The organism is Rhodopirellula islandica, assembly GCF_001027925.1.
Classification (GTDB): Bacteria; Planctomycetota; Planctomycetia; order Pirellulales; family Pirellulaceae; genus Rhodopirellula; species Rhodopirellula islandica.
Genome location: NZ_LECT01000038.1, coordinates 39,400 through 56,673 on the forward strand (window position 1 = coordinate 39,400; position 17,274 = coordinate 56,673).

The 17,274-nt window shown below is 57.0% G+C and carries 13 protein-coding genes and 1 pseudogene; 9 read left to right on the forward strand and 5 right to left on the reverse strand.

What is annotated here, in order from left to right:
• From RISK_RS18295 to RISK_RS18305, 3 genes are all read right to left on the reverse strand, one after another.
• Nucleotides 1-996 carry an AAA family ATPase gene (locus RISK_RS18295; protein WP_047815776.1) on the reverse strand — a complete coding sequence of 332 codons (996 nt, stop codon included), beginning with the start codon at nucleotides 994-996 and terminating at the stop codon, nucleotides 1-3.
• 73 nt (nucleotides 997-1,069) lie between these two features.
• On the reverse strand, nucleotides 1,070-2,116 hold the full coding sequence (locus tag RISK_RS18300) for a DUF4159 domain-containing protein (protein WP_047815777.1): 1,047 nt from the start codon (nucleotides 2,114-2,116) through the stop codon (nucleotides 1,070-1,072).
• Nucleotides 2,117-2,217: 101 nt separating this feature from the next.
• Complete coding sequence (locus tag RISK_RS18305; RefSeq protein WP_236696427.1) at nucleotides 2,218-4,959, reverse strand: tetratricopeptide repeat protein; 2,742 nt, start codon at nucleotides 4,957-4,959, stop codon at nucleotides 2,218-2,220.
• A gap of 225 nt (nucleotides 4,960-5,184) precedes the next feature.
• On the opposite strand from RISK_RS18305, the gene RISK_RS18310 reads away from it, so the two are divergent.
• The 5 genes from RISK_RS18310 to RISK_RS18330 all read left to right on the forward strand — a co-directional run bounded on the left by RISK_RS18310 (nucleotide 5,185) and on the right by RISK_RS18330 (nucleotide 9,997).
• Nucleotides 5,185-5,883: an AIM24 family protein gene (locus RISK_RS18310; RefSeq protein ID WP_047815932.1), complete on the forward strand. Its 699-nt coding sequence runs from the start codon at nucleotides 5,185-5,187 to the stop codon at nucleotides 5,881-5,883.
• A gap of 8 nt (nucleotides 5,884-5,891) precedes the next feature.
• Nucleotides 5,892-6,650, forward strand: coding sequence for an exodeoxyribonuclease III (locus RISK_RS18315; protein ID WP_236696428.1), 759 nt, complete (start codon nucleotides 5,892-5,894; stop codon nucleotides 6,648-6,650).
• Nucleotides 6,647-7,348 carry a hypothetical protein gene (locus RISK_RS18320; protein ID WP_047815780.1) on the forward strand — a complete coding sequence of 234 codons (702 nt, stop codon included), beginning with the start codon at nucleotides 6,647-6,649 and terminating at the stop codon, nucleotides 7,346-7,348. Before RISK_RS18315 ends, RISK_RS18320 begins: the two co-directional genes overlap by 4 nt.
• Nucleotides 7,349-7,430: 82 nt before the next feature.
• Nucleotides 7,431-8,525, forward strand: coding sequence for an AAA family ATPase (locus RISK_RS18325; RefSeq protein WP_047815781.1), 1,095 nt, complete (start codon nucleotides 7,431-7,433; stop codon nucleotides 8,523-8,525).
• Between the two features lie 14 nt (nucleotides 8,526-8,539).
• Nucleotides 8,540-9,997, forward strand: a complete 1,458-nt coding sequence (locus RISK_RS18330; protein ID WP_047815933.1) for a DUF2201 family putative metallopeptidase — start codon at nucleotides 8,540-8,542, stop codon at nucleotides 9,995-9,997.
• A gap of 6 nt (nucleotides 9,998-10,003) precedes the next feature.
• On the opposite strand, the gene RISK_RS18335 is transcribed toward RISK_RS18330, so the two are convergent.
• Complete coding sequence (locus RISK_RS18335; RefSeq protein ID WP_047815934.1) at nucleotides 10,004-10,423, reverse strand: RrF2 family transcriptional regulator; 420 nt, start codon at nucleotides 10,421-10,423, stop codon at nucleotides 10,004-10,006.
• 111 nt (nucleotides 10,424-10,534) lie between these two features.
• Between RISK_RS18335 and RISK_RS18340 the strand changes: the two genes are divergently transcribed.
• Nucleotides 10,535-11,872: a hypothetical protein gene (locus RISK_RS18340; RefSeq protein WP_047815782.1), complete on the forward strand. Its 1,338-nt coding sequence runs from the start codon at nucleotides 10,535-10,537 to the stop codon at nucleotides 11,870-11,872.
• 585 nt (nucleotides 11,873-12,457) lie between these two features.
• Nucleotides 12,458-12,640 (forward strand): annotated as a pseudogene (locus RISK_RS33105) (IS110 family transposase); the annotation flags it as partial.
• 36 nt (nucleotides 12,641-12,676) lie between these two features.
• Here the strand turns inward: RISK_RS33105 and RISK_RS33405 are convergent.
• Entirely contained in the window at nucleotides 12,677-12,799 is a 123-nt protein-coding gene (locus RISK_RS33405) for a hypothetical protein (RefSeq protein ID WP_261340228.1), read from the reverse strand.
• 60 nt (nucleotides 12,800-12,859) lie between these two features.
• On the opposite strand from RISK_RS33405, the gene RISK_RS33110 reads away from it, so the two are divergent.
• Together RISK_RS33110 and RISK_RS18355 are read left to right on the forward strand one after the other, a co-directional pair.
• On the forward strand, nucleotides 12,860-13,216 hold the full coding sequence (locus RISK_RS33110; protein ID WP_236696464.1) for a hypothetical protein: 357 nt from the start codon (nucleotides 12,860-12,862) through the stop codon (nucleotides 13,214-13,216).
• Between the two features lie 282 nt (nucleotides 13,217-13,498).
• The gene (locus RISK_RS18355) at nucleotides 13,499-17,212 is read left to right on the forward strand and encodes a dockerin type I domain-containing protein (RefSeq protein ID WP_047815784.1); all 3,714 of its coding nucleotides are present in this window, start codon (nucleotides 13,499-13,501) and stop codon (nucleotides 17,210-17,212) included.
• The last annotated feature ends 62 nt before the right edge of the window (nucleotides 17,213-17,274 follow it).

Here is a 17,274-nt window from a genome sequence, read left to right on the forward strand (position 1 = left end):
TCAGACTTCCGTGGGGATTTCTTGAAGAAGTCGTGTGACCAGGTTTTCAACATTGAAACCTTCGGCCTCGGCTCGATAGCTCAGCAGGACTCGGTGTCGAAGCGTGGGGTGGGCGAGAGCCTGGATGTCTTCGGTTCGGACGTGAGCGTGGCCGTTGAGAAGTGCTCTTGCCTTGGCGCCGAGCACCAACGTTTGAGCGGCTCGAAGGCCTGCGCCCCAAGAAGCGTATTGGTTGACGAAGTCAGGCGTTCCGTCTCGTCCGGGCCGTGTCGCGGCGACCAAACGCACGGCGTAGGCGGCGATCGATTCCGCGATCGGTACGCGTCGGACCGCGGCATGAAAACGGGCGACGTCTTCGCCGGTGAAGATTGGCTGGATCGGTTCGGGCTTGGTCGATGTCGTTTGCAGGACCACCGCCAATTCATCTTTGGGTGGCAAGTAATCGATCAACACATTGAACAGGAAGCGATCGAGTTGGGCTTCGGGCAGCGGGTAGGTGCCCTCCATCTCAATCGGGTTTTGGGTTGCCAGCACGAAGAACGGTTCCTCCAGTTCAAATCGCTGGCCCCCCGCGGTGACTTGGTGTTCCTGCATCGCTTCGAGCAACGCGGCCTGCGTCTTGGGCGGCGTCCGGTTGATTTCGTCCGCCAAGATCACGTTGGCGAAGATTGGTCCTTTGACGAATTGCAGTTTGCGGTGACCGTCGGCGGACTGTTCCAGGATTTCTGTGCCGGTGATGTCCGCTGGCATCAAGTCAGGCGTGAACTGAATCCGCTGGAAATTCAAGTGAAAGATTTTCGCGACGCTGCTGACCAGCAACGTTTTCGCGAGCCCCGGTGCTCCGGTGATCAAGCAGTGACCGCCTGCGAACAGGCAGATCAGGAGCTGCTCGATGACTTCTTCTTGGCCAATGATGACCTTGGAAAGCTCTTGGACGATCCGCTCTCGTCCTTCGCGAATTTGCTCCACCACTTGGGCTTCGTCTTCGTGGGTCATGGTATCCGTTGTCATGAAGTGCAATCGGGTTGGAGGAGCGTCGGAACCGTCGGTGGTTGAGACAAGGAGGGACTCAGTGGGTCATCGCGTAGGTCACGATGTTGATTCCCATCGGATAGGCTTTCTTGACGGAGAACTCATCGAAGTACCATTGGTCTTCGCCTTCCCGTTCCCAGCCGTCGCCCAGGTCGGTGTTGTGGCAAATGAAAACCATGATGCGGTCTTCGTCGTCGGTGATGGCTCGGTAGTGAGGGACACTGGTATCGCTTCCATCACGCGACCATTCCCACGATCCCACGCTGCCGTCGGCGCCACGTCTGGCGGAGTTGATCGCGGGGACTTGCGGCTTTTCTTTGAGGTCGTACACGATGTGAAAGATCTCGTGTTCCAAAGGGACTTCAAAAGGATCCCGATCGGGGAACACGCGTTTGAGTTCGCTGCGCAGATTTTCGTATTGGGAATCGCCCCAGAAGTCATCCACCATCAGGAAGCCGCCGTTGAGGCAATACTTGCGAAGAGCTTTCACCTCCGCGTCTGAAAAGACGAGGCCGCCGGGTTCGATGATGTAGATGAACGGGTAGTCAAACAATTCCTCGTCGGTCAAGCGGATGACCACCGGATCGGGATTGACCTTCAGAGATGTGAGTTGCTGCAGACGCAGCGAGAAGTTGAGATCGCTGTCGGGATAGTCGGTCCAGCATCCTCCGCCGCCTCGACCGCGACCGCCGTAGGAATCGTATTCAATCCGAGCGAACGTGAAGCTGTCTTGAGGGAATCGTGAATCGACTTCCCAGGTTGGCACCCCGTTGCGATCAGAGGGAAGCGATCGGTTGCGACGTCCCCAGAATCCACGCTGCGCGAACGCAGCCCCACCCATCAAGAGGATCAACGCAGCCAGGATCCAACGACGATGGCCAAACGGTTTGCGAGAGAAAGTTGCAGGGGTGGATGGCTGGTGAATTTGTTTGACGTAGCCAGGAGCAGCGTCTTCGGAATGCGTCGTCACCTCTCCCCCAATTTCATTGGAGGAGATGTCGAGCACGCCCTTCAGGCGTTGCTCGGGTGACGGGGCCTCCGCGCGACTTGGGGCGTTGAGTGGCATTGCGGATTGAACCGCCATGGGATCGGCCCCCTCACCCGGACGACGGCTGAACGCCGCGTCCGACCTCTCCCCCGACGATGATCGGGGGAGAGGTGACAGCGGGCTGAGATTGGTAGGGGTCACAACGCTTCCTCCTCTTCGATGGCGGGCACCTTCACGGCCTCAGGATTTTCCACGTCCGCTGGGTCCGCCGCAGCCGGATCGCTACGCGAGACCGCATGATGCAGTTTCCAAAGCAAGCGGTGAGCGTCGCGGTAACGGGGGGCCAATTCCAACGCCATCAGTGCATGGTGTTTCGCGGGGAAGGACTCGTTCTGGTGGTCGTACGCGTTGGCCAGACGAAAATGCAGCGCTGCCGGGTCCACCAGATCCAATTCCAGCAACGCCGACAAAGCCTCCACCGCCAAATCATGGCGATCGAGCTTTTCGGCAGCGACGGCGGATGCGAGGTGAAATTCAGGCAACAAGGGCTGGATCGCGAGCGCCTGCTGCGAAGCGTCCAGAACGTTTTCCCATTGCTCTTCCGATTGGCCAATGTTGATCCAACGCCGCAAAGCCGGCAAAGCATCGCTGGATTGTGCCAAATTGTCTTGGATTGCACGAATTTCTTGGCGGTCCTGCCCCAATTCGCGGTGGGTGCGAGCCAGCCATTCCAGCGGGCCATCGCGTTCGCCCGTCAGCACGCCCAATTGCTGCATCCGCGAAAGCGGGATGAGTGCTTGTTTCCACTGCCCTGCCTCGATCGCGCTTTTTGCTAGTTCTCTCAGTCCCCAGTAATTGGTCGGGTTGGCTCGAGTCCATCCTTTCCAGGTCGCCAAATCGCCGTCTTCGGGCAGCGTGTCTCGCGACCAGTCGACCAGTGCCCCGAACTGGTTGGCTCGTGCTTTGGCATACGCATCGAACTGCGTGTCCAAGCGTTGCAGCGATCCCATGTGCCGAGTCAGTGCGTCGTTGATCGGAATGCCCGCGGCCAAATCATCCAGCACGGCCAGCAATGCCTCCTGGCCATGTTGTTCGATCAAGAATTCAATCACCAAGGACGATTCGTAGTAGGCAAACTGCAGCGCTGTCGCGGAGGGGGGCGACAAAAACGCGGCACTCAGGTCACTGACCGGTGTCAGTTCATCGGAGAGCAGCATTGATCGATACTGAGGCGACATCTTTTCGCCCCAGGAAGGATTGCGTTGGCGTTCTTCGTAAACGGAGATGCCTTCGCTGAGCCAACGCGGCATTCGGTTCTTGGTTTTTTCCAGCGTGACCACGTGACAAAACTCGTGCCACAAAACACTCTTCCAGTTGGAGGGGCGTTCGCCTTGCGAGGCGGGGCTGTTGGCGGTGATGACTCGGCCGAAGCAAACTCCCAAGTACCCTGCCCCGCCCGGCAAACCAAACGTGCGAATGGCAAAGTCATTTTGGTGCGGGAAGATCTCCACCAAGATCGGCTTGTCCGGCATGACGTCGTACTTCTCGCACAAGATACGCTTGGCATCCAAAAGCAATTCCAGGACGGCGTCGCCGTAAAGCTTGGCTTCTTTGGCGTCCATGCGGACTTGGATGCCGTCTTGTTTCAGCACGGAAAACTTCGACGTCCGGTCGCGAAGCGTCATCAAGTTGTAGGCCACGACGTTGTAGGGATCGGACTTGGCGACTTCACCCGCGATTTCCCAGCCGATCTCTTCCTCGCCCAATCGCAGCATGTCTTGGGCGAGTTGAAAACTGGCGGCGATGTGCAGTGGGTCGGCGCTCAGGGCTAGATTCTGATACTCCGCTCCTTCCGCAAAGCGATACTTCTCAGAGAGTTTCTTGCCGATCAAGTGATCGACGTTGGGGTTCTGTTCCCAGGTCGAGAGCGCGGCGGCACGCATCAGTTTTTCGACATCGTATTGGCCGTTCAAGTGAGCGATGACGGCGAGCAAGGCCCATGCCGACGGTTCATGCAGGTTGATTTGCAGCATCTGATTCGCGATGTCTTTGGCATCGTCGTATCGTTCTCGATCAATCGCTCGTTCCGCTAACCACTGCAGCGAAGGCAGGTGTTGCGGGTTGATTTGAAGCGCCGTGGCGATCTGTTCGGCAGCTGCCTGCCCATCGCTGGATTCCAATGCTTTGGCCAGTAAATGGTGCAGTTCAGGCGTCTCTTCCCCCAGTTTCAACGCTTGCTGAAGCGTGTCGGCGGCGACTTGAAAATCGCCTTTTCGAATGGCCAGTTCGGCTGTGGCCAGGTAGGCGTCGAGGTACTCTGGATCACGCTCTCGAACCCGGTCGTAGAACATCTCCAGGACTTTGCGTGCGTCTTCGCCACGACCGGTGAGGAAACGCCCCGCGGCAACCAGATTGTCTCGGGTGATGTATCCCGCGAAGGCGCGTTGCATTTGGGCGAACAAGTCCGCTTCTGCTTGTCCGACTTCATCTTGCAGGCCATTGAAACGCAGCACATCGAGTCCCATGTACCGCAGCGCGATGCTGGTCGGATATCGCTGCAGCGCAGCGCGATAAGTGTGCAGGGCGTCGGCGTGGTTACCCTGAGTCAGTTGGCACTGGATCAACAACCGCGGCCAACGTTCGCTCCAGACACCTCGCTCGACCTCGAAGGCGGCGGTTGCCGCAGCAGCGTCGTACTGGCCATTGCGAAATTGTTGGACCGCCTCGTCGTAGCTGGCTGCCAAACCGGTTGTCGGCATGCCCAGCGTCCCGAGCAGGGTGCAGGCAATGACAATGCAAAGCACCAGCGTGGAGGCGCCTTGTTGGCGGTCGCAACCCGGGCCGCGGACCCGTGATTGAGAACGCGGGCTGAGCACGCGATGTTCGTCGCGTTGGATGTCAACAAGGAAGCCAGATGCATTCACTAGGACAGGTCTCATGCTTTGGTGCGCGGGTGGGAGGCGTCTCGTTCGAAATTCCTCGCAGGTTGATTCTACGCTCTCAGCAACCCGCTCGCACGAATGAGGCCCATTCGGTGCTCATCCGATCTCAAAGGAACCGCTACACTGCCTCCTGTGGGGTGCCTCCCTCGTGCGTTGAATGGCGTTTGTGGCGTGCACACCGACGTTTGCCCTTTGTATCAAGATGACTTGAAGGATCTCGCGATGAGTGAAAGACGCTATTCCCTCGAACGCTTCCTGGAGAAAACCCGGGACAAGGACCTCAACCAGGGGCTGTTCGAGCTGGAGTCGGACCGCATGCTCGACATCAACCTCAATGGGGAGGTCTGGACAAAAATGGGGTCGATGGTCGCTTACACCGGCAATGTGAAGTTCGAACGCGAAGGCATTCTGTCGCAAGGTTTGGGCAATTTGCTGAAGAAGGCCGTCTCCGGCGAAGGCACCGCGCTCACCAAAGTCAGCGGCAAGGGATCTGTTTTCTGCGCCGACGCCGGCAAGAAGATCACGATTCTTGAGCTGCAAAACGAAGCGATTTGTGTCAACGGAAACGACCTCCTCGCGTTCGAAATGTCATTGAACTACAACATCAAAATGATGAAGAAGATGACCGCGATGTTGGCCGGCGGGTTGTTCAATATCCGCCTGGAAGGCACGGGCATGGTGGCGATTACCAGCCACTACGATCCGATCACATTGCCGGTCACACCTCATCAGCCCGTCGTGACGGACCCGAATGCAACCGTGCTGTGGTCCGGGCAGCTCGAACCTCAACTCAAAACCGACGTGCAGTTCAAAACCATGCTCGGTCGCGGTTCAGGTGAATCGTTGCAGTTTCTTTTCCAGGGACATGGCTTTGTGGTGGTTCAACCCTACGAAGAAGTTGTGTTTCAAAATCAAGGTTGATCGAAACGTTGAAACTGATCTCATGGAACGTCAACGGCATCCGTGCCTCAATGAACAAGGGTTTTCGCGAATTTGTCGAGAGCGAACTGCCCGATGTGCTGTGTCTGCAAGAGACGAAGGCGGAACCCGAACAAGTCGATTTGTCATGGGCGGATGAGCTGGGGTACCACCAGTTTTGGAACACGGCGACGAAGAAAGGTTACTCCGGTGTTTCGACCTGGAGTCGCGTGCAGCCATCCAGCGTCACCAAGGGGTTGGACCTCGAGGAGCATGACAACGAAGGCCGCGTGCTGACAACGACGTTCGATGACTTTCACTTGGTCAATGTCTACACGCCGAACTCCCAGCGAGGCCTGGCTCGATTGGAGTACCGGATGCAGTGGGACGAAGCCTTTCTGGACTACGTTAAGAAACTGAATCGTCGCAAACCGGTTTTGTTCTGCGGGGACGTCAACTGCGCCCACCAGGAAATCGATTTGGCGAACCCCAAGTCCAATCGAAAAAACGCGGGCTTCAGCGATCAAGAGCGAGCGGGATTGGACGCGGTCACTGCGGCGGGGTTTGTTGACTCATTCCGACAATTCCACGATGGCCCAGGGCACTATTCTTGGTGGACGTATCGCAGCGATGCTCGAGCCCGGAACATTGGCTGGCGTTTGGATTACTTCTGGGTCGCCAAGAAGTTCTGGGATCACGTTGCCGATGCACGAATCCGATGCGAGATCCTTGGTTCGGACCACTGCCCCGTTGAGTTGACGTTGAAGTGAAGTTGCCCCTGCCCTCGGTGCGAAAGCTCTTTCGGGAGCACTTCTCAGGTGATTCACCGATTTGGATCGATCCAGGGCAACGTGCGGCTCTGATCAAGGCCTGGCGGGCCAAGCTGGGAAAGATCGAGGGTGTGAGGCTGACCACTCATCCCGGCGATCGCGATTCGCGGTCGCCGACCTGGGTGCGGTTCACCATTCCTGATCCGAATGCGTCGCAGACCTATTACCGGTCTGATGAGCTGCGTTTGGAACGCAACGACGAAGGTGAATTGGTGTGCGCGTTTGGGAAGTTCAATCGCGAAGTCACCGGATTGATCAGTGATTTTGACGAGCTGGAGAGCTTGGTGGCGGAGGTGCTTCGTCGATACATCAAGCGTCATGCAGGGGAAGCCAAGCGGGCAAAAGTCCGCACGATGAAGTCCAAAGCGATCGTCGCTCGGGTCAAGGCACTGGCCAAGGAAGAACAATTTGACTTCGCGACCAGCATGGACACGCAGAAACTGCGTCTGTTTGTGAAGTTGTCGAGCCAGCACATGATCGAGATCCACATCCCGTTCACGCGATTCGAAAAGGTCCTGCCTCAACTGCAAGAAACCATCCGCACACTCCGGTCGCTGTACGAGGACGGGTTGCGATTCAAGATGATCGGATTCATGCAGGCCGATTGGCGAACGGAATGGGTTCGGTACGAAGACTGATTTTCGAGCCCAGCTGAAAAGGGGCTGACCCCTTTTCGGATTGGCTTTTCCTTTTGATTCCCACTTTGATTGAGACATTCCCTTGGCTGTTCGAGTTGATGTTCACGAGTTGATTCAGTTGCTCGAAATCACTCCGCCGGACCAAAACATCATGTTGGTCGGGAAGCACGGGATCGGGAAATCACAGATCATCGCGGAACATTTTTTGTCGCGAGGGATGAAAGTCGTGCCGTTTTTCCTGGGGCAAATGAGCGATCCCGGCGATCTGATTGGTTTGCTGCACAAAGATGAAACGACTGGCCGGAGTGAGTTTTTGCCTCCGTTTTGGTGGCCGGTTGATGATGAACCGGTCGTGCTGTTCTTGGACGAACTCAATCGGGCTCGGCCGGAAATCCTGCAATCCGTGATGGAGTTGGCGCTGAACAAAACCCTGGCGGGCAAGCGGTTGCCGGCCGGCAGCGTGATCATCTCAGCGGTCAACGAAGGCGATGAATACCAGCTCACCGATTTGGATCCCGCACTCGTTTCGCGTTTCAATCTGTACCAGTTCGCGCCGACGGTGGACGATTGGTTGCTGTGGGCGGACCAACACAAGGTCGATGGTCGTGTCACCGGGTTTGTGCAACAGCAGCCTCAGTACTTGGACGGTGAAGGGATCGCACCCGCCGCCCAAGACGTGGATTCGATGTCGGGGCTGGTCAAAACACCCGACCGCCGCGGTTGGGCTCGCGTATCCGCGATTCTATGCGGCGTCGATACGATCGAACCGGTGCACGTCAAGCTGATCGCCGGCGTCGTGGGGTCACCCGCCGCGATGGCGTTCCGAAGAAGCCTCGCATCGCGGTTGCCGGTGACACCGGATCAAGTGTTGTTGCAGTTCACCAAGCACCGCAAAGCGATCGAGAAGATGGCTTTGGGAGAGCTGTTGATGTTGAACGAGCAGTTGCTGGTTCACTTGGTGGGCGATCCGTACAGCGAGGTGGATCGAACCAAAGCTCTCAAGGGCATGCTGGGCTACCTGAAGCTGCTTCGTAAACGGAAGCTGGATGAAGCAGTCGCTCACTTGGTTTCGATGACTGATCAACCGAAGTACGAGCCTGCGATGGAGTTCTTTGCGGAGTCGATGGAGCTGACAACTTTGTTGACCCAGTATGTCGAGGGGATCCGAATTCAGTGAGCGACATGGCTTCCGTGAACAACACAGCAGCCTCCGGCGGATCGGATTCGAAACGAGATGCGAAGGCGCGAGAGCGAATCACTCGCGTTGTCGAAAGTTGGTACCTCGTTGATCCGTTGTTGTTTGTGGCCTGGACGTTGCACGAGGTGGTGCCCGTGCCAGAGATCGCAACGCTTCGAGTCGCTCATGGTCGCGTTGAATTCAATCCCGCGTTCATTTCGTCGCTCAAGCGAGACGAGTTGGCGGACGTGCTGCGGTTTGAAGCGATGCGAATCCTGTTGGGGCATCCGTACGCCAGGCGGCAACCCAAGACCGAGCTGTCGTATTCGGCCAGCAATTTGACGGTGCAAGAGTGCCTGCGAAGCAAGCTTCCTATGCCGCGTCCACGCGAGGTGTTGGGCAGTGAGACGCACGACCATCAGTACTTTGAGTACTACTATCGACAGCTCGCAGAGCGGGAAGGCGACCAGGCCAATGAGTCCGAAGAGGACGATCCTAAGCCCGATGATTCGGAGGGGGCATTGCCCGGCGAGGGCGTGGAGGATGCCGATGAGAATCCCAACGAGAACGGGAGTGAACCTGGCGAAGCCGGGAGTGACGTGGCCGCCGAACAAGAGACTGACTCAAGTGAAAAGTCGTCGGATCAGGAAGGGAGCGAGGAGGAGTCCCTGATGGAGTCCGAAGAGCCCTCCCTCGATTCGCCTCGCTCGGACGAGGCCCCGGATTCCACGGCGGCTAGCGACTTGGAGTCCTACGTCGACCCCCACCAAACCGGTGCTGAGAATGCGGATCAGTGGGACGCGGATGATCTGCTTCACGAAGAGATCAAGTCTGCCGTCGCGGATGCCGCTGAGAACGGAGGTTGGGGGACCTTGCCTGGGCATGCGCAAGAGCGATTGCTTGCGACGCTTCGCCCGCCGCTGGATTACCGATCGATCTTGCGTCAGTTTCGGCAAAGTGTTCTGTCGGTCGATCGGCGACTGACTCGCATGCGACCGAGTCGTCGTTATGGATTTGCCCAAATGGGAAGCCGGTACGACTTCACCACACGGTTGCTGTTCGCCGTGGATGTGTCGGGGTCGATGGGCCACCGTGATCTGCAGAACGGTTTTTCGATCATCAATCGGTTCTTTCAGTACGGCATCCGCTCCATCGACGTCATCTGGTTTGACACCGAGGTCCGCTGCGAACCGTTGACGTTTCGATCGGCGCGGCGCGATGTCAGCGTGACCGGTCGAGGTGGCACCCACCTCAGCTGTGTGACCCAGTTCATCGACGAGCAGCGTGGCTATGATGGCGTGGTCGTGTTCACCGATGGCGATTCGCCCTCCCCCAGGCTTCCCCGCAATCGGCAGACGCGAATTCTATGGTTGTTCAACACGCAGGCGGCGTTTCGAAAATCAGCTTCGGATTTGAAGCCTCTGGGCAGCGTTGCGTTTCTAAAACCTTCGCGGGCAACGCCGGGATTCTAGTCGGGGTCAGCTTTCGCAAAGCGGCATGATCGGGCTGGCTGAGTTGACCAAGTCGTCGATCGTGACTCCTCGGAAGGCCTCCTCGGTGGCCGCGTAGGCGCGATCCAGTTCCGCGTGCAGCGGACAAAGTTCGGTGTGCGATTTCAATCCAAGTGGGCACTTTCGAATGCGTTGAAGCGGAGCGACTGTGTTGATAACGTCGAGGATGGTGAGCGTGTCCGTCGGCACACACAGTTCGTATCCACCGCCGGGGCCCGGGCGGGAACGGACCAATCCGGCGGCTGCCAAATCTTGCAGCACTCGCGTGAGGTATCGCCGAGGGACCTTGGTTTGTTCGGCAAGGTGGTCCGCGGAGGCGGGTTTCCCGATCTGGCTGCCCATGCAGGCGATGGCGCGAAGGGCGTATTCGGCAGTTTTGGAAAGCATGTTTGTTTGATGTGATTTTGAAATCTGCATGTTGAAATGCAGATATGGATTCTGTACAGTCAGGTGTACGAATGAGAGTTTAAGCTGGAACCCACTTACGAGCAATCTTGAATGGTATCGCTTCATTTCAAAGGTGCCGCTCAGCCGGGCCACCATCTTCGCCTTTCTGCCGGAAGCCAGCGATTGGTTTGCGGCGGACTGCTGTGTTTGTTTGCCTGGATGGCAGCCCCCGCCTGGGGGCAGCCTGATTTTGAGCGGCCGCCGATTGATTACCTGAACGCGGAGGTGAACGATCCGGTTGCCAAGCTGGCAAAACGGATTGAGGCGGGCGAAGTGGCGCTCCAGAGCGATCCAAAGTTCGGCTATTTGCCATCGGTGCTGGACGCCTTGGACGTGCCGCTCAGTTCGCAAACGCTGGTGTTTTCGAAGACCAGTTTGCAACTGCACCGGATCTCACCGCGACGGCCCCGAGCGTTGTATTTCAATGACGATGTCTACGTCGGTTATTGCCAGCATGGCGATGTTTTGGAATTCGCTTCCACGGATGCGAAGCAGGGCGCAATCTTTTACACGCTGTCTCAGTCGGTCAAGAAAGAGCCCGAGTTCGTGCGAGACCGAGGGGGGTGTTTGTCGTGCCATGCTTCGTCGCGAACACAGAATGTGCCTGGGTTTCTGGTCCGCAGTGTCTTCGCGGATGCCGCTGGTCGTCCCAAATTGGGCAGTGGGACATTCACCACCGATCACAGCAGTCCTTTTGAAGATCGCTGGGGCGGTTGGTACGTCACCGGGACCCATGGTTCGATGCGTCACATGGGCAACGTGATTTGCACAGATGAAGCTCACCTGCTTGATCGCGAAAGCGGTGCGAATCAAGACGATTTGGAATCCTACTTTCGGACGGAATCTTATCTGACGCCGCACAGCGACATTGTGGCGTTGATGGTGTTGGAGCATCAAACGCAGATGCACAACGCGATCACGGCGGCCAATTTCGAAACCCGGCAGGCGCTTCACCAGTCCTATCAAATGAACGAACTGCTCGAGCGAGAGCCCGATTTCATCAGCGAGAGCGCCACGCGGCGGATTGAGTCGTCCGCGGACCGGGTGTTGAAGTACTTGTTGATGTGCGACGAGTTCCAGCTGACGGATTCGGTCGCTGGGACGACAACCTTTGCCAAAGAATTCGCTTCGCTGGGCCCGCGTGATTCAGAACAGCGGTCGCTGCGAGATTTCGATTTGGAAACGCGGCTGTTTCGCTACCCGTGCAGCTATCTGATTTACTCCGATTCCTTCGCGGCGTTGCCTGTTGAGGTGCGTTCACGCGTGCTGGAGAAGCTCAGGCGGATCCTGCACGGCGAGGACCAGTCTGAGGCCTACCAGCATCTGACCAGCACGATGCGACAGGAGATTCTGGAAATCCTGGAAGCGACGCACCCCGATTTTCAGTGAGCCTGTGGTGGGGCTCCGGTTCGGCGGATTTCCACCTGTCACGCCTCTCCTGAAACGCAGCTTGGGGAGAGCTCGAGCGACGCCGTTCAGGTGTCCGCGAGGGTGAGGGCCGGGCATGGGAGGTGGCGCGTCCTGCCCTTGTATGGTTGCAGACGCTTCATCTACCGGTCAAATAAATAATGCCAGTGTTCTGGCCTCGGAGCGTAGCGAAGAGGCCAAAACACTGGCGGTCGGCGACAGATCGATAGCCCTCTGTTCCGCGGCAAGCGAGAACGCGGGAGAGCGGGATCGTCGTCGGCCTTTAGATACAAGCCCGAACAGCCGCCAGAGCCGTCGGCCCCCGAAGGCGACGAGCTCGCATATGCAAGGAAGGGATACTTCTAAAATAAACTTTGAACACTTCATCGGAATCGACGTTGCCAAAGCCAAGCTCGACATTGCCAAAGCAATCGATGGCCCGGTCCTCAAAGTTGCCAACGAGCCTTCCGCTATCTAAGCGATGATCAAAGAGCTGCCGAGGCCAAAGTCGGCGATCGTCGTCGTTGAGGCCACCGGAGGCTACAAAAAAAGCTGGTCATCGAATTGGTGGAGGCGGGACACATCGTCAGCGTCGTCAACCCAAGGCAAGTTCGAGACTTCGCCAAAACCCTGGGGATTCTCGCCAAGACGGACAAAATCGATGCCAGAGTCATTGCGAGATTTGGCCAGCAAGTGCGTCCACGTGCTTACGTGAAAACCCACGAAAAACAGGGCGAACTCGATCAGTTGGTCGCTCGACGTCGACAGCTCATTGGGTTGCGCACTTCAGAAAAGAACCGTCAGCAACAGGCTGATTCCAAGGCCGTTGCCAAAAGCATCGTTCGCACGCTGGATCACCTTCGCAAAGATATTCGCCGGATCGATGAGGAGATTCGCAAGCTCGTTCAATCCGACGACCAATGGAGAGGCCGAGCGGAATTACTCGAGACCGCTCCGGGCATTGGTGAAGTGACCTCAACACCCCTGATCGCCGAGTTGCCCGAGCTTAGTGATCTGAATCGACAACAGATCTCTGCTTTAGTTGGGGTAGCCACGTTCAATTCTGAAAGCGGCACGATGCGAGGCAAACAGATGATCTATGGGGGACGAAAAAGCATTCTCGGGACTTGCACCCCGAGCTACCAACGCGGACTCCTCCGGAGCCACTCCTGTAAATCCGCCCCGGACGGGGCCAGCATCGCTCGCTCGTGGAGGAAGCCCCTAGAAAGTTTTGCCCCCAAAGGGGTCGTAGAGCCTCACCGCGGAAACGTGTTGATCCTCGTTGTGACGCTGCTGTTCACATGGCCGGCGATCGCTCCCTGCTGATGGCTGGCACCATCCTGCTCTCGCTCTTCGTGGACTCGAAAACCAAGGTCGATCTCCAACACCATTTAGTCGCCAGGAAACTGCGACTGCAGAGATCGATGCCGCTCCAGTTCAACGGCCCCTTCGGCGGCCATCGAACGCCCGAGATCACCTCGATCAGAACGAACCGCCTGCCCAAAAATACTTAACGGGCCCCCTTGAGCCCCCTACAGTGGGTAGACCGCCGTTCGAATGAGCGGAGACATGCGTTCCCTGAGAATCTTACTCGCAAGTGGAAATGACATGAATGCCGACAGTCACTCTCGATGGTCCTCAGGTCAAACCGGCTGGAAGCGGGTTGCAGTTTCTCTCCGAAACCTGACCGCGTCCGCCACCGCTGAACGAAGCGGCAATCGAGACTTGATTCCCAATCAACGTTCCCTCCGGATGGAAACGCTTCAGCCGCGAGAAATGCTGGCAGGGGACTCCGCTGCCGCAATGCAGTACACCGCTGGTGCGACCGTGCCCGCCGAAATCGCTTCACCTGGTGAGAGCGAAAACGATGAGGGCGAGCAGTTTGCGGCGAACGACGCCGGCATGTCTGGCAACGTCGTTGTCGGAGATGTCAACGGCGATGGATCACTGACAACGCTTGATAGCTTGTTGATCGCTAATGCTTTGACCCAGCTTCCGTCCGAAGCCCGTCCGATGGAGTACGACTTGGATCAAGATTCGCAAGTTGACCAGTCGGATTGGGAGGTTGTGATCCAGCATCTGTCCGTCAATATCCCATCGTATGAACGAATCGACCCGTATTCGGGTGGGGATGCTGTTTGGAGCGAAGATGCGGTTCCTTGGTCAAACACATCAGGCACATGCGACTACAACGTTCGATGTGCCGCAGACCACAATGAAGGGCAAACGGGCGACGGTTCCTCTTCGAACGATCCATACGGATCCAGTCACGGGACGACAAGCAACCACTGCTTTTACGAACGCTGCTCGCCAACCGATGGTGGCACCAGTCCTTCTGACAACAGTTCATCAGGAGGTTCAACGAATCCTTGGGGGCCCGACCACCCCTGGGGATCTGGCGGCGGTTCCAATGGCGGTGATGGATCGCAACCGAGCGACGGCGACGGTGAAGATGAAAGCCCGTCTAGCACGGATTCAGGCAGCAACCCTTGGGGCGATCCGACGGGTGGAAACACCGGCGATGGTGGGACGGGGGGTGGTGAGACAGGCGGTGGCGGTGTGACCGGAGACGGTCCATCCGGAACAAGTGGAACCGGGGAAACCGATAAACCGGACGAGTCAGACGGAACCGGCAACGGACCGACCAGCGGAGGTCCGCAATCACCTTCCGATCCGAATCCCCCGCTGCCCGCACCCAATCCGCCATCCGACCCGTCAGGGTCGGATGGCACAGATTCGTCCGGTGGCAGCAACCCTGACCCAAACGAGCATCCCGACCAACCCGAGACTTACGAGGTTGTGGCAACACGAATCGGAGTCTTCGGCGGAGACATGACTTCGGAAAATCCGACAATTCACTCAGTTCGTGAAGGACAGTGGCTTGAAATCGGAGGCCATATTGATGGTCCGATTGACGACTACCAAAACCCGTTTCCTGGCACCGCCCCAACACTGACCATTCGAGCGGATCTAAATGCAGACGGTGCCTTCGACGAAAACGAAATCGTTCAAGTCAGGAATTACGGGCCCGGTTGGATTCGGGACCCCACCGAATCCTACGACTACTACACTGGCTTTTACGTTTCGTTCCCGGTGCCGGACGACGGCCCATCACCAGGAAATGGGCAACCCGAGGATGAAATCAAAATCGAAATGGAACTCGAGAGGGTTCAGAACTCCTCTGCTCCCGTACTGAACATCGCCCCGCAGTTTTCCGGTCGCCCAAGTGTCAACTATGGCGTCAATGATTCGGGAAAATCGATCGCCAGGCTGCAAATCAGCGTCTTCGACGAAGGCGTTTTTGACTCGCATCGCGCCATCGTGCACTGGGCCGATGGCGTCACCACAGAGGCGTGGGATCAAGTCGATGAGACGGCGAACGACTACGTTCCCACCCACCACAAATCTGTCTCTCTCGAACGTGTGCTGTCGGGCAATGAAGGAGACCTGCTACCAGCCACGATCAACTTGTTTGATGATGACTTGGGAACCGCCCAATACATCATTCAAGCCGATGATCTATTGCGAAACAACGATGACGACAATCAAAACGAAGTCGATGACTTGCTGGACAGTGGCTTCTCCGACGATGACCTGATTTTCCTGTCTCTCGATGGCTTAACGGGCAGTTTCACCGAACCGGCCACAGGGGAACTGGTTCTGCACTACGACGAGAACCGCATCCGACTGTGGGATACCCGCGACAAGGATAACCGCATCCTTCCCAACCGGGATGAGGACACGCCCTTGGACATCGGAGCAGGGATTCCCTACGACGGACGAAGTTCGGTGTTCGTCGAAGGCCTCGGCGTAGGCGAAACTCGACTCACAATGGCGTGGCGAGCGTTCGAACAAACGTTCGCTGAACGAGAGCAAAACCCTCGTCCAGCATGGACTCCCACCAGCATCGTACTGGGGCACAATGACTTGATTGTGTGGGGCATCGATGTCGATATTGACAGCGATAACAACAACGGACTGGATCTGCCGGACAACAGTGAAACGGAAGAATACCTGGAAGCCAATGAGTTTGGACTGGGGAAATTGGTGTTCCCGACGGCATCGGATTACACCCCCGTGCGTGTCCGATTGCCGGCGGGACTGGATGTCAACGAACCGGCCTTGAAAGCGACGATCGAATTTGGGGCCATTGGTCAATCGGGAGAAATGCATCTATGGAACGCCAGGAAAGGTGCCCCGAACCGAACCCCAGGTGCGATCGCGGATGGAGGGAATCGCATCTATGACAATGATGAATTGACGTTGGCCGACCTGGGCTACAACCCCGCAACCGGTGCCTTCACAGTATTCATCGAGGCCATCAATCCGTTCGACCGTCATCAAGTGAAAAAAGGAGTTGATGAAGGAGGCAAACCCGACGACCGCATCAATGTCGTGATGGCTGGACTGCAGGGCGTGGACGTCTCCGACGAAGTGAAGTACATGCTCGTCGAACCGGACTCGTTCTACCCCCATCTGCAAAGCACTCGAGCATTGCAAAGTGCAATGGCATCAGAAGCGGTTTACGGGTCGGATGGGGGTCGCTTCGCGTTGAAGAAGTTGTCAGCGGCGGAACTGATCGAGATGGGATTGCCGGGTGCGATTGTCGCCAAGATTGGTGATTCTTCCGGCATCCCTGGCTTCCAAGCCGAGGTCTACTTGAATCATATAACGCTTCAGTACGTCTTGGCATTTGCCGGCACGAACGACGCCTACGACATCATTGATGACATTTGGCAAGGACTCGGTCAGCATTCTCGTCAATACACTGCCGCCATCGAAATCGCAGACGCAATCGGAAGAAACGAGAGAATGGAGCAAAACACCATCACCACGGGCCACTCGTTGGGTGGCGGGCTTGCGAGTGCCGCTTCTGTGGTCGCGGCACTTCCTGCCGACACCTTTAACGCGGCCGGATTGCTTGAAGAAACGTTATTGGCACGAAACAACGAAGGCGAATTACTCAATCCACGACAGGAAATCGTCCCAGGTTCACTTGGCAGATACCATGCAAACGGTGCGGGTTTGATACAAGCCTATTACCTGGACTTTGACCTCTTGAGTTTCGTTCAAGACAACACACCACTGCAAAATGCCATCGGTGAACGGCACCTGATGGATGGCCCGATCGATCTGGAAGTGGCAATTCAAACCGGCATCCTCACCGCTCAACTTGTCAGTGGTGTCGGCTGGGGAACCATTTTCCTAAACATGGGCAAGCTTGGCTACAAAATGGGCATTGCTCACACGACCCTCTACTATCAGTATGGCTTGATGTTCGACGAGAACACGGGATGGGATATTTATGGTTACGAATTCTGAGCGAGTACGCAGGTGTCTTCGGCGAGGTGATCCGTTTGGCGATAGCCACGTTTCTCACGCAC

What these genes read in the sequence shown, in the direction of transcription:
- RISK_RS18295 (WP_047815776.1), bottom strand. Translation starts at nt 996, where the DNA reads ATGACCCACGAAGACGAAGCCCAAGTGGTGGAGCAAATTCGCGAAGGA.
- RISK_RS18300 (WP_047815777.1), bottom strand. Translation starts at nt 2,116, where the DNA reads ATGGCGGTTCAATCCGCAATGCCACTCAACGCCCCAAGTCGCGCGGAG.
- RISK_RS18305 (WP_236696427.1), bottom strand. Translation starts at nt 4,959, where the DNA reads ATGAGACCTGTCCTAGTGAATGCATCTGGCTTCCTTGTTGACATCCAA.
- RISK_RS18310 (WP_047815932.1), top strand. Translation starts at nt 5,185, where the DNA reads ATGAGTGAAAGACGCTATTCCCTCGAACGCTTCCTGGAGAAAACCCGG.
- RISK_RS18335 (WP_047815934.1), bottom strand. Translation starts at nt 10,423, where the DNA reads ATGCTTTCCAAAACTGCCGAATACGCCCTTCGCGCCATCGCCTGCATG.
- RISK_RS18340 (WP_047815782.1), top strand. Translation starts at nt 10,535, where the DNA reads ATGGTATCGCTTCATTTCAAAGGTGCCGCTCAGCCGGGCCACCATCTT.
- RISK_RS18355 (WP_047815784.1), top strand. Translation starts at nt 13,499, where the DNA reads ATGAATGCCGACAGTCACTCTCGATGGTCCTCAGGTCAAACCGGCTGG.